This window comes from Shewanella sp. 5S214 (genome assembly GCF_041439795.1).
GTDB classification, from domain to species: Bacteria; Pseudomonadota; Gammaproteobacteria; order Enterobacterales; family Shewanellaceae; genus Shewanella; species Shewanella vesiculosa.
The window spans coordinates 184,677-198,977 of sequence record NZ_JBGOOV010000001.1 but is presented as its reverse complement, the minus strand read 5'-3'; the positions used below and the strand labels follow the sequence as shown (position 1 = coordinate 198,977).

10 protein-coding genes are annotated in these 14,301 nt (G+C 37.7%); 2 read left to right on the top strand and 8 right to left on the bottom strand.

The window, feature by feature from the left end; genetic code table 11:
• Positions 1-550: 550 nt before the first annotated feature.
• The 3 genes from ACED29_RS00780 to ACED29_RS00770 all read right to left on the bottom strand — a co-directional run bounded on the left by ACED29_RS00780 (position 551) and on the right by ACED29_RS00770 (position 2,278).
• Entirely contained in the window at positions 551-1,258 is a 708-nt protein-coding gene (locus ACED29_RS00780; protein WP_124014791.1) for an SDR family oxidoreductase, read from the bottom strand.
• Between the two features lie 80 nt (positions 1,259-1,338).
• Complete coding sequence (locus ACED29_RS00775; RefSeq protein WP_182756275.1) at positions 1,339-1,797, bottom strand: DUF302 domain-containing protein; 459 nt, start codon at positions 1,795-1,797, stop codon at positions 1,339-1,341.
• A gap of 160 nt (positions 1,798-1,957) precedes the next feature.
• Positions 1,958-2,278: a heavy metal-binding domain-containing protein gene (locus ACED29_RS00770; protein ID WP_124014792.1), complete on the bottom strand. Its 321-nt coding sequence runs from the start codon at positions 2,276-2,278 to the stop codon at positions 1,958-1,960.
• 518 nt (positions 2,279-2,796) lie between these two features.
• Between ACED29_RS00770 and ACED29_RS00765 the strand changes: the two genes are divergently transcribed.
• The gene (locus ACED29_RS00765) at positions 2,797-3,672 is read left to right on the top strand and encodes a CLCA_X family protein (RefSeq protein ID WP_371696728.1); all 876 of its coding nucleotides are present in this window, start codon (positions 2,797-2,799) and stop codon (positions 3,670-3,672) included.
• Positions 3,673-3,855: 183 nt separating this feature from the next.
• Here the strand turns inward: ACED29_RS00765 and ACED29_RS00760 are convergent, their stop codons facing one another.
• The 5 genes from ACED29_RS00760 to dndB form a co-directional block, all read right to left on the bottom strand.
• The gene (locus ACED29_RS00760) at positions 3,856-5,151 is read right to left on the bottom strand and encodes an amidohydrolase family protein (protein WP_371696726.1); all 1,296 of its coding nucleotides are present in this window, start codon (positions 5,149-5,151) and stop codon (positions 3,856-3,858) included.
• Positions 5,152-5,863: 712 nt separating this feature from the next.
• The gene (gene dndE / locus ACED29_RS00755) at positions 5,864-6,205 is read right to left on the bottom strand and encodes a DNA sulfur modification protein DndE (RefSeq protein ID WP_371696724.1); all 342 of its coding nucleotides are present in this window, start codon (positions 6,203-6,205) and stop codon (positions 5,864-5,866) included.
• Positions 6,205-8,184: a DNA sulfur modification protein DndD gene (gene dndD / locus ACED29_RS00750; protein WP_371696723.1), complete on the bottom strand. Its 1,980-nt coding sequence runs from the start codon at positions 8,182-8,184 to the stop codon at positions 6,205-6,207. Before dndD ends, dndE begins: the two co-directional genes overlap by 1 nt.
• 4 nt (positions 8,185-8,188) lie before the next feature.
• Positions 8,189-9,790 carry a DNA phosphorothioation system sulfurtransferase DndC gene (gene dndC, locus ACED29_RS00745; RefSeq protein ID WP_371696722.1) on the bottom strand — a complete coding sequence of 534 codons (1,602 nt, stop codon included), beginning with the start codon at positions 9,788-9,790 and terminating at the stop codon, positions 8,189-8,191.
• Positions 9,774-10,856 (bottom strand): DNA sulfur modification protein DndB, encoded by a 1,083-nt coding sequence (gene dndB / locus ACED29_RS00740; protein WP_371696721.1) that lies wholly within the window; start codon positions 10,854-10,856, stop codon positions 9,774-9,776. The genes dndC and dndB overlap by 17 nt, the downstream gene beginning before the upstream one ends.
• 197 nt (positions 10,857-11,053) lie before the next feature.
• Here dndB and ACED29_RS00735 point away from each other — a divergent pair.
• A partial coding sequence (locus ACED29_RS00735; protein ID WP_371696720.1) for a hypothetical protein occupies positions 11,054-14,301 on the top strand: 3,248 nt, incomplete at its 3' end.

Sequence of the window (14,301 nt, the reverse complement as noted above, 5' to 3'; positions counted from 1 at the left end):
ATATAACGCCCGCTTAAGCTATGCAGTAACGCAACCTAGGTTTTGCTTGACGTCGTACTGATTAAAGTACAAATGCAGCAGGTTACAAATTAACTTAAAGTGTTCGTTGAATTAAGCCGCTAAGCGGCAAGAAGAAGATAAACACATCTTCATTGTGTCGTAGTCAATATTGTAACTATCGACTTAATTAATATTGTCTAACTATGCTTATTAATACCAAAGTATCATAATGATATTAATGATACAGTCATCAAAACAACTTCTTACCAACTTAAACCGGTAAGGCAAGCCAGCAGTAAATATCGCTGGATATTATTTTGTATTTAAGTGTAACCGGTTAAATTAGCCTCAATATCATGGTCAAAAAACATAATTCGCCCACTATTGTCGACCTAAAAACAGCCTCAAACTTATCCTAGACCATATTAAGCGGTAAATTGATTAATCGCACCCGCCCACAAAACCAATACCCTTGATAACACGCGTTCAATAATAAGCAAACATTAGGCAAAAAGTACGCTGAGTAGTCACACATTCAAGCTGCCACATATTAGAACGGCAGTTGCTCACCGTTAAAATTGTAAAACTCACCCGTGTTAGCAATCGATAACTGGTTAATCACCTTTATAATCCCCAATGCAGAATCGATAACTTTAACCCGTGCAGCGCTACCGCCCATGTCAGTTTGAACCCAGCCAGGATGAACCGATACCACAGCAACATTATCATCAACAAGTTCTTGAGATAAATTCACCGCGAGCATATTGGCAGCGGCTTTAGACATTCGGTAACCATACCAATCGACACCTTGTGGTTCTGTTAATGATCCTTTGGACGATGAGATAATAGCGATTTTACATAAACGTGTTTTATTCAATAGAGATAATAAGCAATGGATTAAAAATAATGGCCCGAGCGCATTCACTTTAAAGCACATTTCAGCATCAGCATAATCGATAGCATGAATACTGTGATTATCGCGATCCAAATAGCCCGCATTATTAATGATTAAATCAATACTAATATTTTGCTGGCAAAGATTATTGGCTAAACGGTGAATGGTATCTGGGCATGTGATATCCATTGATTCAATCAATAATTTATCAGCAAACTGCGCCTGTAACGACATTAGCTCAGTCGTTGTGGCATCATCGCGACAGGTCGCAATAACCCGACAGCCGTTAATAAGGTATTGCTCAGTTAAGGCCAAACCAATGCCTCTATTTGCACCTGTAATTAATACCACTTGGTTATTCATTTAACACCTCAAAATATATCCTTATACGCAGCACTGCTGATAAATATGCTATATAAGTTATTGATTAATATCATTCTACATTATAGCGGTTTGGACGTTGCAGCAATGCTTAATGTATTGAGCGCGGCGGCTATTTTATTCATAACCTTATCGCAGCCTGTAATGTTATGACGCTGCTTAAGGTACTGCGGATTGTTATACGACAGCCAAACCTTATTATCAGCGTCTTCACTGATCAATGCCTTCTGGGGCAAGTCAATTGCCGCCAGTTGGTTACACTGGATTAATTGAGTGCCAATGTTCGGGTTGCCAAACACAATCACTTCAGTTGGTCTTAGCGTTAAATTAACCCCCGCCGCATTTTTCTGATGATCTATTCTGGCAAAAACCGTAAACCCTTTATCTTTTATGATCGACTCAAACCTATCAGCGGTTTCTTTGGCCGAGTAATGGCTTTCAACAGTAATAAGGCTTTCTAGCGCCAGGGCATGAGTTGAGGCTATCAAGGTGACAAGGGCTAAGGAAATATTTTTAATCATAAAGTTACCTATTAGTTATGTTGAACACTCGCGATATGGCGGCCTAAACTCGGACAAACAAACAGGTTAACAACATGGTGAGAAGTACTTATCTCAGCCTTTGTTCTTCGCGAGCGATATTAATATGAGCTAAGTTTAGGTTAAGTAACCGAGCTATTTATCAGCGCGGCGCTAATTTTACTGCGGTACCAAAAGCCATTATTTCCGACGACCCATCCATAATGGCGCTTGTTGTAAAGCGGATACCCACAATCGCATCGGCATCTTTTTCAGCTGCACTGGCAACTAAGCGCTCAATGGCGACATCTCTGGCATCACTTAACATTTCGGTGTAACCGCGGATTTCGCCGCCGACAATGCTTTTTAAACCAGCCATAATATCTCGGCCAATATGTTTAGATTGAACAACATTACCCGTTACAATGCCGACAATCTCGATAATATCCCGACCAGGAATGGTTTCTGTTGTGGTATAAATCATAAATCCTCCATAAACAATTGCGCTTAAACCACTGTACTGTGAACAGGGTTAAATAGACATTCAATGAGCGATACTTAAAAGGGCCCCCAAATACACCGGCTTACTCTTCAGGCGCATATCGTCATAAACAGTCGTAACGTATACGATCCATTAAGTGCTGGTGGCCGTACTAAGCCACTTAATCGGTTCTTAATGGGCCACATAATAGAAGAGTAAAATAAACTCGGTGATTATGGAGCGCATTTAATTTAATCTGTTTAGCCTTATTTTGATTAAATAAGCATTTAAATGAATAAAGGTTAAAAATTTACCGAGGGTAATACTTTTATTTTTGCATAAAGCTGAATAAAAATGCTTTTAACATACTGGTGGATGAGGTTGCGCCAAGGAGACTTTTACCACCATTAGCCTTTTTATTGCACGGTTGATGGCGTTAAACATGGCATAATTATCCACTGAGTTCAGCATTCGTTTTTTGTAAACGTGTTTATAATCGCTTTCGTGTAATAGAGGTTTGTTTGGCTTCACATCATTCATTATTAAATCATCAGCGTCATTTTGAGCGCATTGGTCCCGATTATCGCAATGGTGATTCGGTGAGCTTTTTAGATATCAAGCATACTTTTGGTTTACAGCACATAAGAGTGGGCAAATGGGTTAATCGCGAGGAGTCGGCATTAGCGGCTAACTTGATATTTGATTCATTAGCCGATCTGGCCAATATACTCTGCGTACCACCAGAGCTAATTGGCCTGCGCGGCAGTTTACGGTTTGCCTTTGGCCATGGCGGCCAAAAGGGCGTGCAGGCACACTATTCACCAGCATATCGAGAACTGGCATTAGCCAAAAATGCCGGCGCAGGGTCGTTAGCTCATGAGTTTTGGCATGCGTTCGATCATTATATAGCCGACAAAATGTTTGTTGATGACACTCTACTGAGCCAAGATGGGTACATGAGTCCGGCTAACCGGTATGCATGTGCTACCGACCACTGGCTTGCAGACAAACCATTAGTTGCTCATCCACTGAACCAACAATTATCTAAGCTATTTGAAATCACTTTTTTAAACAGCAATGGCCAAGAGCCACACGAGTATGTGAGACGGTCAATCGCGTTAGATAAACTGCAAGCTTGTCATTACTTTGCTAAACCAACCGAAATGATGGCGCGCGCATTCGAAGCCAGTATTGAAATGTACTCACAGGCTAATGCCGAAATATCTAATCCATATCTCGTTAACAGCACGATTAACTCACCATTGGCCAAACATGGTGCTTACCCAGATACCCAACACCGCCGTGAAATCTATCAAGCACTATTGGCCTATTTCGAACCCTTAGGGATAGCGTTTGATAAACACAATCGGGACAGTCAGCCAGCGCTTAATGTATAGCCTGCGATAGATAAAAAGACTTGAACCATAATGATTGAACGAATCAACATGCTTTTGAGATCTGACGGTCTATCTGTTAGATATAAAAAAGACCTAGCGTTTAAGGTAGGCCTTGGTATTTGATTGCTAAAGCTATCCAAGCCAATCGGGCTGTGGCATAACCAATAGCGGTTAGCTAATGCCTTAACGCTTTTTGTACACAACTCCATCTTTCATAACAAAAGTGACGTTTTCCATCAAGCTAATGTTATCTAGCGGATTGCCATCAACAGCAATAATGTCAGCCAAGAATCCGGCTTTAATTTGACCTAAGTTGTCTTGTTTTATCAAGGCGGCACTATTTATGGTTGCAGCCTGAAGCGCTTGAACTGGCGTCATACCAAAGGTCACCATGCGTGAGAATTGCTTACCATTGTCTCCATGGGGATAAATCGCCGCATCTGAACCAAACACCATCTTAGCGCCTGCCTTAACGGCTTTTCTAAAGCTGTCACGCTGGGCTTGCGACACTTGCTTTTCTTTATTGATATTGGCTTCTGGTACGCCGTTAGCAGCACCATAGGCGAGGGTGTATTCGGTGTTATAAATATCGCAAGACAAGTAAGTGCCTGCTTTTATTGCCATATTAATGGCTTCATCATCCATAAAACTACAATGCTCAATACTATCGATACCCGCGCGTATCGCATCTTTAATGCCACTAGTGCCATGTGCATGGGCGGCGATAACAAGGCCGCGCATATGCGCTTCATCTGCGGCAGATTTAAGTTCTTCGTAAGTCATTTGTTGCGCACCTACTTGAGTACCTTTAGAAAAAACTCCGCCAGTGGCACAGACTTTAATCGCATTGGCACCGTATTTTATGTTTTCACGTACTTTGGTGCGCACTTCTAAAGGACCGTCGGCAACACCTTGAGCTTTAGCATGGGCTTCTGGAGCAGGAAAGTTATCATCGCAATGTCCGCCGGTGATACCAATCGCGTGGCCTACGGCCCAAATACGTGGACCCGGAATATCGCCAGCATCTATTCCATCTCGGGTGGCAATGACTGAATAGCCAGATGCACCTAAGTCTCGTACTGTGGTAAAGCCTGCGAGCAAGGTTTTCTGAGCATTTTTAACCGCTTTAACAGTTTGCCTTGGTACTGAATAATTCATCGACTCTAAAAAATTATCTTCAGCATCGCCAGATAAATGCACATGCATATCCATCACTCCTGGCACCAGCGTTTTACCTTTAAGATCAATCAAGGTGTAATCGGCTTTATTCGTAATGTTTGCCGCGGTGGTAACCTTAACGATGTGATTGTTAGAGATAATTATCGCTGCATTATCAACGCTTTTTCCTTTAGCTACATCGATATAGGCATCGGCCAAAATCAAGGTGTCTTGGGCAAACGCTGGAGTGATAAAAGTGGTACCTAAAATTAGGCTAAGGGCGAATGAAATTGCATTAATCTTATTGTTTTTTAAAGGCATAGTTATTTTTAAAATCCTGTGTTGTTATTGTTATGCATTTCATTATTAATTGAACCAATAAGTGGCAGAACTGAGGTTAGCGGTGCAAAAAATCAATGATGAGGGCTAAATTATATTAACCACTTGTTAAATTTAATCGTAGTTATTTTATGTATCAATTTGTATTAGCTGATAGTTATCGGGTGAGCGGTTTTAGCATAATGAAGCGAGTGTTAATGCTGAGATATAACCCATAAAAAAGCCACTCGAGAGTGGCTTGATAAAGAGTGATTTATTACTAAAAATCGATTATTTACACCAAATCAGACTTATCCAGAACCTGCTTTAATCTCGCAAAGGTCTGCATTGAGTCATTTACTAGTATTGGTAAGTACGCTGGATTATGGGCATTAAGTTAATACTGACCATTAGTGAGTTTACTAAAGGTCGAATATAGCCTCAGGGTATCACTATCACCGTCAATACCTATTTTGAAATGATTGCAAGCAATTCTAAGAGTGAAATAAAATTAATTGAATGACATATCTTTAATCTCCACAGGGCTTAAAGATATGTCATTACTATCAAAAGATGCTTCACCTTAAGGTAAAAGGTCGATATAAATTTATGACATGATTCTAACCGCTAAATGAAATGCCTTTGATAAATTAAAACTAAGGCATAAAAAATAATTTATTGACATCTTTTTTAGTTTCAAATTTCAAATCATTCTTTAAATAATATCCACTATAGATTTGGCTGAACGTAACGTTTTAACCCCATGTTGAACATGAGTGGCCCAAGCCTTTTCAAGCTCTTTACTGTCTAATGACGGATAGAGCATCTTTAAAGTACAATCAATGGCGAGTGTCAAATCGCCTAACCATGTGACTTTATCTAAAACAAGTGAACCATCTAACTTGATCGATGGATCATGGTAGCGGTAGCCACTTTCAACAGATTTGAAAAAAGCCAATCTAGATGCAACATTCGGAGTTACTTTCGCTTTAAGTTTAAGACGACGTAATAGCTCTTCAGTTTCTTTTGTCAATTTTAGGCCGCGAGTTGGTAACATTAAATAACTTCCTTAAAATTAGTATCTTTCCAGAAATATCCATTCTCGATTGACGAAGATTGAGTTACAGTATTAAAAATAATTTGGTAGCTATGATGGATACTGCTTTCAAGAGCATCAAAAAATCCAGCATCCACTTCTGTATCTGTTGAAAGAATTATGACCTGTTCTGAAGCCTCTGGAAAATAATGGCTAATTAATTTATTTCTATGTTTTGAATCTAAACGACCAAGAGGTGTATCTATAACAACCGGTAGTTTTTTACCTGCGACTTTTCCTAATGCATCTAGCATCGCTATCGCATAAATTTGCTTTTCGCCCGCAGATATAGCTTTCCTATCAACAAGTCGTTTATTGCTGTCATATAAAGAAACATCAAAACTATTACGGTCTATTTTTGCATGAATATCTAAATCATTCTTTCTGGCTAGCTTATGGTATGAAGTATTAAACTCAGATTCTAGTTGCGATAGACGAGTTTGACTCAATTGTTCACGTAATTGTTCTAATAACTCGATTACTGAGAGTGCGCGAGATGCTGAATCATTATCACCAAACGCACGTTTCATATCAGTATGCAATTTCAACAAACGTTGGGCTACTTGTTGCGCTTTACTGAATTTATCTTTTGCATCGATAAGAGTATCGGTGTAATTCTTAACCGCTTCTTTTTTTGTTTTTTCAAATTCACGTAGTTCATCAAAAGCAATCTTAAGCTGCTCTTTTTCAGGTGCTCTTTCAATATTTACGGCTGCGTTATCAATTGCATTTTCAAGTGATGAAATAATTAACTTTTGCTTTGTGACCCTTTGATATGAGTGCTTGCAAGTCTCTTCGATTTGAGCGTGTAGCAAACCACTTTGCTGAACAGACAAACCAAATTCAACCTCAGGTAAGGCCATATTACCCATGAATGCAGTAATCTCAGTTTGAAGTAAACAGATTGTATCGCTGCTTTGTAAATGTGACTTGCACAAAGCGGCTTCTAATTGTGGCAAGAATTGATCAAATTGAGTGGAAAAGTTCTGTCTTAGGCGATAATCAGACTCTTTCTTTAAATATTCAGTGAGCAAGCTAAGCGTGTTAGGTGCAAGACTCAATGGATAACAGCCATCGAGTTCCTTTAGTACTAAGGCTTCAGCATCATGCTTTGTGCTAATAAGGGTATCGACTTCTTTCTTTGTTTCTTCTCGATCGTTTGCCCAAGCACCACCACCAGTTAATAATTTCTGTTCAGCTATTTTAACTGAATGGCTAAGTTCGATTATCACGTTATAGTGATTATCAGCATTATTACGCAACTTTCTTGCTTGTTGTAAATATTCGTATTTTTCAAACTCTAATCTTTCGAATTCCGCCTGTAGCTGAGTTGTCGCTGATGAGATCCCAACTTTTTTAAGATATATTCTTAAGTCTTCCTGCAAGCGTTGAACTGTATTAAGACCGAGTAATTTGTTAACGGCATCTTTTAATGCAAAGCCATTATTGTCTTCTGCCAAATCAGCAATTTTTTCCCCATCGAAAAAAACAAAATTGGCAACACCTGGGGGAACAAGTTCGAATAAAAATGCCTGAGCTTGTTCATAGTTAAGCTCATCCCGAATGAGTCCATTCTCTCTAACAATTAGCGCATCAGCCTCACCTGAATTCCAAGTTCTCGATACGCTATATTCTACCGCTTTGCCTTCACGTACATAATCAAACGTAATTTCTACTTTTGCTTTTAAGGTATCGCTAACCAACGAAGACTGGTGAATTAAGCTTGAAAGGTGTTCAATATAGGTTTTGTGGCTTGTAACATGATCAAATGCCATACGTCCTAAAAGGACATAACGAATAGCCGTTAAAATGGACGTTTTCCCAGCACCATTAAGGCCACCAAAAATAACAATAGGCGAACCTATCGTTGTTTTTAAATTAACCTCATGGTGACCAGAAAAGACTCGAAAATTTTCTAAAATTAGGTTTTTAATTATCATGGTATTAAAATTCTTTATTTAGCATTGCTGTTATACCATCGAGCTCTGCGCCGATGTCGATAAGATCTTGAGTAAGCGCAAAATGAATTGCTTTCTCACTCTCTCTCTTACTCTTGGCTTTTTCTACTGAGCCCCAGTCTTGAGCAAGGATTTTATCGATCCGTTGATATAAGCCTTGGCGTTTACCTAAACCACTCAAACTCACTTCTAGTTCTATTAACTTTCTCACTAAATCTGGTGAAGTATCATGTTGCTCAGCAAGACGATTGATAATGTTTGCTTCAAGTTCACCAAAATTACTAACATCGTCTTTAGGGAACGTGATCTTATTTTCGCCATAAACAGATGCATAAATAGTAGGGAGTTCGTCGGCCCAGTCTGGAGTTAAGGGGTCATTTCGCCACTGATAACGTATTTCATGAAGTTCATCTTCTGTTATAAGGCTTACTTCATGGCCAGCTAAATTAAGATCTTTTTCCATATTTAGTAGATGTGCTAGCCACTCTTTTCTTAAATGAAGAAAGTAGGGACCTTGAATAAATTCGACATTTTTCTCTTCTTGTAAGCCGTGCTTAACACTTACTTTTCCGTCTCTACGTCTATCTTGACGGTATAGTTTTTTTACACTCGGCTCTGTTGTTGAGTGTAAGAAGTTACGGAACTTTGCCAATGGTTCTAACCAAGTTTCACCATTAGCAATCAACCCATCTATCGCTTTATCTTTAGTAACGACAGTACATGTCCAACAACCAAAACGAGATTTACCACAGCCTGGTGAGCTTGCTGTCTCAACTAACGGGCATTCACCACTTGTTGAATTAGTACTGTCATACAGCTCAACTAAACCGATGTTACTTGTGCCCCAAGGGCTTTCCCATGGTTCCATATCTTCGTATTGGCCAGGTGCGATCCGCTGCCCCAAAATATGCCACACTTCATTCACACTCCAATCTTTAATGGGCGCATAACGGCGATAAGTTGGGTCGGTATCGTCAAAGTAACTTTCACCAGAGTGATATTTATCTAATATAGCTTGGCGGTTTGCGCTTTCAGCTGAACGGGAACCTATCATAACAATGGGGCTTTCATTGTCTGTAAACTGGGTCTCAGCAAAATGCTTGAATGGATTTAACTTAATTTTTTCTGTACACCATCGATTCAAACGTAAATTAGGGGCAGGATAACCACGACCTAATAAACGCGACCAAAATGTATCTTGTGTCTTAGGCGTGATAATTTTAGTTTCAATTGGTAGCCCAAGTAAGTTAGCTGTTCTTTGAACTGCTTTAATTGTTCTGAGTGTTTTCTTCAAATAAATGGGCACTTCAGCAAGCGTATCGCAAAACACCACATACACTTTGTATTTACGTTGCTCTGGCGATAAACCTAATAATGCAAAAAACATGAGTGTCAAAATAGCAGTAGAGTCTTTACCACCACTAAATGCAACAACCCATGGTTGGCTCTCTTCTAAATATAAATATTGTAATTCAGCTATCTGCTCGCTAAGTTTACGACCTGCATATGTTTGGTCATTAATAAAATCCAGATAGGCGTATAGATCTTCATATTGATATAACGGGTGCATATTATTGTTTAAAGTCATCTTCAAGTTGCTGCTCTTGGGTGGTCAATGTGATAGAAAGGGCCTTTCGAAGTAAATTCGCGGTTAGCTTTATACTCGTAGTGGTTTTGGATAAACGCCCATGATGCATAGCTCTATTGTCCCATATAGGATTAGCTTTACGCCAATCAATATCATGTATTTTTACTATTCTTTGTTGCCAATCTTTAGGGCATTGTTGAATAAGAGAATGTCCAAGCATACCAAGTGCTTGCAAACCAACTCCGTGGGCATTGATGAATTCTTGCCTTAACTGACTTGGTGATATTTCTTTTGCTTGAACCATCTGCCATTCAGCAATATGCACATTAACAAGTGTCCAAAACTCACTAGCGAGATCAAGGTCTTGATCTGAGAATGAGGCTTTTGATCCTTTATTTAGTAATATTTGAGTTGCTTGTTTAATACTACTTAAAGTAAATAATTTATTACTTTTCAGTGCAACCGATGACTTTTCCATTTCTGTATAACCTACAAAGGGTGCAACATTCAGAGCAAGATGTCGGGCAACAGCCGCAGAGGAATCTCTAAAATCATATAATGAACTAAGTGAAGGGCTGGGTCTTACGGCATGCTTATTTAAATCGGCGAACATTTGTTGGCTGCGTTTAAGGCCCTCATCGACAAAAAATAACACTGCAATATTATCTTGGCCTAGCTCTGGTTTTTCTTTTATCGCTTCTTCAATTGCAGCACGTCTATGTTGGCCATCATTGATTAAAATTCTTGCTTCCATTGGGACATGCAGAGTGCCTAAATCACTACCTTGTGAAGATGGAATGAAGGTGACATTTTTTTCTACTGACGCTGTTAATGCTGAAAAAACATATCCCTTGGGGTTATCAACCAAATAGCGCGTAATCTCTGGGATACGGACTTTATTAATTGAGCGCTGTGCCCGCAATTCAGCGGGGACTTCCTCTTCATCAAACATGAAGATCTTCGGGATGATACGCAGTGGGCAGGTCGCAATGTAAAAAGGACGATCCGCTTGCTGCCCCCTAACGGCAGGAAATGAATAAAAAAAGTTGCTGTCGACTTGGCTCATAATTACTACTTAACACGTTATCATCAAAAAGGTACGTAATTATATACATACCTCAGTGTAATTCAACGTTAAAAGCTGTATTTTGGGTATAAGTTTTAATGTAAACCTGATCAAGTATTCAAATTTTATAAGTTATTGTTTTACGGTGATTAAAGATGTGATTTAATAATGAAAATTAATGACAGGGACGAGTTGTTATGACTACCCAAAACCATAAAAATGAAAAGATCATCATAAATCTGTCTAATCCTACAGATGTCTTAAATCTAAAGAAAGATCAAATTTTCCAACAAGAAGCACGAGAAGGCATTTTCAGCAAAATTTATGAGCAGGTCGTTTCATTAAGGTCCGATAAGTCGAAAAGTAGAGAGGAATCTCAAAAACCAAACGAAGATGATATATTTTATAGTCGACACCATAACGCGATAACAATTTGTGGTTCCCGTGGTAGTGGTAAATCTACTTTAATTAGACATATTCTTAGCAGTATTGATGAAGCAAGCCGTGATGCAAGTTTTTTATCTCCTGAAGATAAATTAAAAATTCCTGATGATGTAGCTGTTCTAAAAGTAATTGACCCCACTCTTATCTCTTCTAAAGAACACGTTCTTATCATCTTGATTTCTCAGATTCGCGATAAAGTAGATAAGATAAAAAGTTCAATATCAGAAGTAATTTATAGAGAGTATGAAGAAGCCTTAAAAGATTTAGCTGGTGGGTTATGTCAGATTGATGGGATTGGCTCTTCTAATTATGGCGATGAATGGGAAGATAAAAGTTATATTTTAGAAACTGGGCTTAATAAAGCTAGAGAAGGACGGAATCTAGAAATAAATTTAAATATTTTTATCGATAAAGCACTTGAAGCTATTAAAAAAACCGCATTTTTGATCACGTTTGATGATATAGATACTCAATTTGACCGTGGTTGGCCAGTTCTTGAAACTGTTAGGAAAAATTTAACTTCTAAAAAATTGATTATTCTAATTTCAGGCGATATTGAGTTATATACAACTTTAGTTCGAGCTGCTCAATTTGACTCTTTAGGTAAGAATGTCCTCGAATATGATAGAGCCTCGAGCCAATTTCATAAGCGAAGCAGTATGTCTAGCTATAACGAAGATCCAGTTCTGCGAAAAGTCTCTGAGCTTGAAGAGCAATATTTAATGAAAGTATTAAAGCCAGAAAACCGAGTTCACATGCATACTTTGGAACAAAGGAGAGTAAAGAATAATCAAACATTCAGTTCTATAGGTGTCATAAATAATAAATATTTAGAGTCCGCTGAAAATAATTTAAGCGAATACATGGGTAAAGTTCTAGAGATAGGTTTTGGAATAAGCCGTAAAAGTGAACAAAAAACCTTTATTTCTTCGATTCTTAATAGTCCTGCTCGTACTTTGATGCAAGCAATGTCAGCGACTAAGTTTCTGGTTGAAATTGACAGTAATAATGAGTTTGTGACAGTTAACTCACAAGATGCATTAAATGACTTTGCCACCCGATTTTCAGATATATACACATCATCCATGAATGAATTGAACATTAAATCTACAGATTTACAAATGTCTCAGTTTTCGATGAGTAAGCTAGCAGATCTATTTTGGAATTGGGGGATTAAACAGAATTCATGGAAAAACTTTTCTAGATTGAAGCCAAATTCACCAGATGAAAATTATAATAATCGAGTTTTGACTTTTACCCCATTGATTCAGAGTCAAATACAATTCAATATTGGTAACGCATTAGAGTGGATGATACTAATAGCTCAAGTTAAAAATATAGCGATTGATATTAATATGAATGACTCATCAATTAGTATCGAACGTATTTTAAAGTTTGTAGCTTTAGGTCAAGATTTTATTGATGTTAACGATACCAATAATAAGTTAATGATAGCTGCCATCAAACAAAATAAAACATCTCCTCAAGCTTATGGATTATATAGAGTTCCATTTAATGATGTGGTTAGTCTTAAAATAGAAACTGTTTTGTCAAAGTTTTATATTAGCTCTTTTATAAAACCCCAAAAAGAAATAGAGAGTTATACGGTATCTGAAAAAACAGTATACCGTAAAGAACTGACTAAGTTGTTTAACCTGAACGTTAATTCTAAAAGCAATCTTGATTCAGCAACACCTATACAATCTAATGAATACCTAGGGGAATGGTGGAAGCAGGTTGGTGAAGCCTGTAATGAAAATAATATCACGTATAATAATGGGTTAATATATAACCGTGTAAATACAATATCTTCTTCCTTTGGAAGTTTAGGTAAATTAGTTGAGTTAGCACTCATTAAAGTTGAAGGATATAGAAAAAGTGAATTGACTGGCTTCATGTCATTCACTGCTTTATTTTCAAATCTGATTATGTTGCTTCAAAGCGACATCGAAAATATTGAAGATTTAAAAAAAGTTTTAGGTGAATTAGAAAATAGCCCGAAAACAATGACACCTGACTGGTCAACAATTGACGATGATTTATCATCTGATGATGATGATGATGATAATAATAATAATGAAAACTTCATTTCTGACTATGGCGATCATTTCTTAAAGAAATTACTTAATTGGATTAATGTAGTTAAAGGGAAATGGTCCAGTCTCAGCATTTCTTCATCTTCGATTTTAAGAGTTTCTGATAATTTTCTACAGTTTGTTAAAGATAATAAAGCTGACAGAGCATTAGGTAACTTACTTCACTTTCAGATAGTAGGTCTCTTTCACGCCGTCTTAATCGAAGATGCTTTGCGAAAGGATATGACAGATCTCAGTAATAAATCAATCTCTACATCGGAACGTGAATTTTTCCAAAACTATAGAAAGTATTTCAATTATGAAGATCATGCACTACACATCGAAAACCTTAATAACCTAAGGAACACGCCTGATTTTAGTTTGTTTAGCATATTTGTTAGTTGCCCATTATTAGCCATCTTTTTAAGAAAGGAACCCAAAAATTATAGAGGGTTTCCTGACACATGGAATTGGTTGAATATTCATGCATGCTATTACATTGGACTTTGTGAGCATGATAGTGAACACCTGAAAAATGCTATAGAGAAGGATGATGAAATTAAAATCACTAAAGAATCTAATGATTTAGTGGCTAAGTTAGCATCAGCTAAAAATAATACAGAAAGAAAACCTATACAAGAATCTCTACTTATTTTACATCGAGTAAATAGATACCAGTTTTTATCTGACTATTTGGACACTTTAAAGATTCATGGGAAAGTTTATGAGTTAGAAGTAGAGTTTGATAATTTATATCCACTGCTAAATACCATCCCAATTATGAATCAAGGCTTTCAAAATTTGGCAATTCCTTTTGAATTCAATAGTGATTCAATCGTTCCGGAACCTAAATCTTCAGAGGAATCAGATAAGGAATCAGATAAGGAATCAGATAAGGAATCAGATAAGGAATCAGATAAGGAATC

What these genes read in the sequence shown, in the direction of transcription:
- dndD (WP_371696723.1), bottom strand. Translation starts at nt 8,184, where the DNA reads ATGATAATTAAAAACCTAATTTTAGAAAATTTTCGAGTCTTTTCTGGT.
- ACED29_RS00780 (WP_124014791.1), bottom strand. Translation starts at nt 1,258, where the DNA reads ATGAATAACCAAGTGGTATTAATTACAGGTGCAAATAGAGGCATTGGT.
- dndC (WP_371696722.1), bottom strand. Translation starts at nt 9,790, where the DNA reads ATGACTTTAAACAATAATATGCACCCGTTATATCAATATGAAGATCTA.
- ACED29_RS00760 (WP_371696726.1), bottom strand. Translation starts at nt 5,151, where the DNA reads ATGCCTTTAAAAAACAATAAGATTAATGCAATTTCATTCGCCCTTAGC.
- dndE (WP_371696724.1), bottom strand. Translation starts at nt 6,205, where the DNA reads ATGTTACCAACTCGCGGCCTAAAATTGACAAAAGAAACTGAAGAGCTA.
- ACED29_RS00770 (WP_124014792.1), bottom strand. Translation starts at nt 2,278, where the DNA reads ATGATTTATACCACAACAGAAACCATTCCTGGTCGGGATATTATCGAG.
- dndB (WP_371696721.1), bottom strand. Translation starts at nt 10,856, where the DNA reads ATGAGCCAAGTCGACAGCAACTTTTTTTATTCATTTCCTGCCGTTAGG.
- ACED29_RS00775 (WP_182756275.1), bottom strand. Translation starts at nt 1,797, where the DNA reads ATGATTAAAAATATTTCCTTAGCCCTTGTCACCTTGATAGCCTCAACT.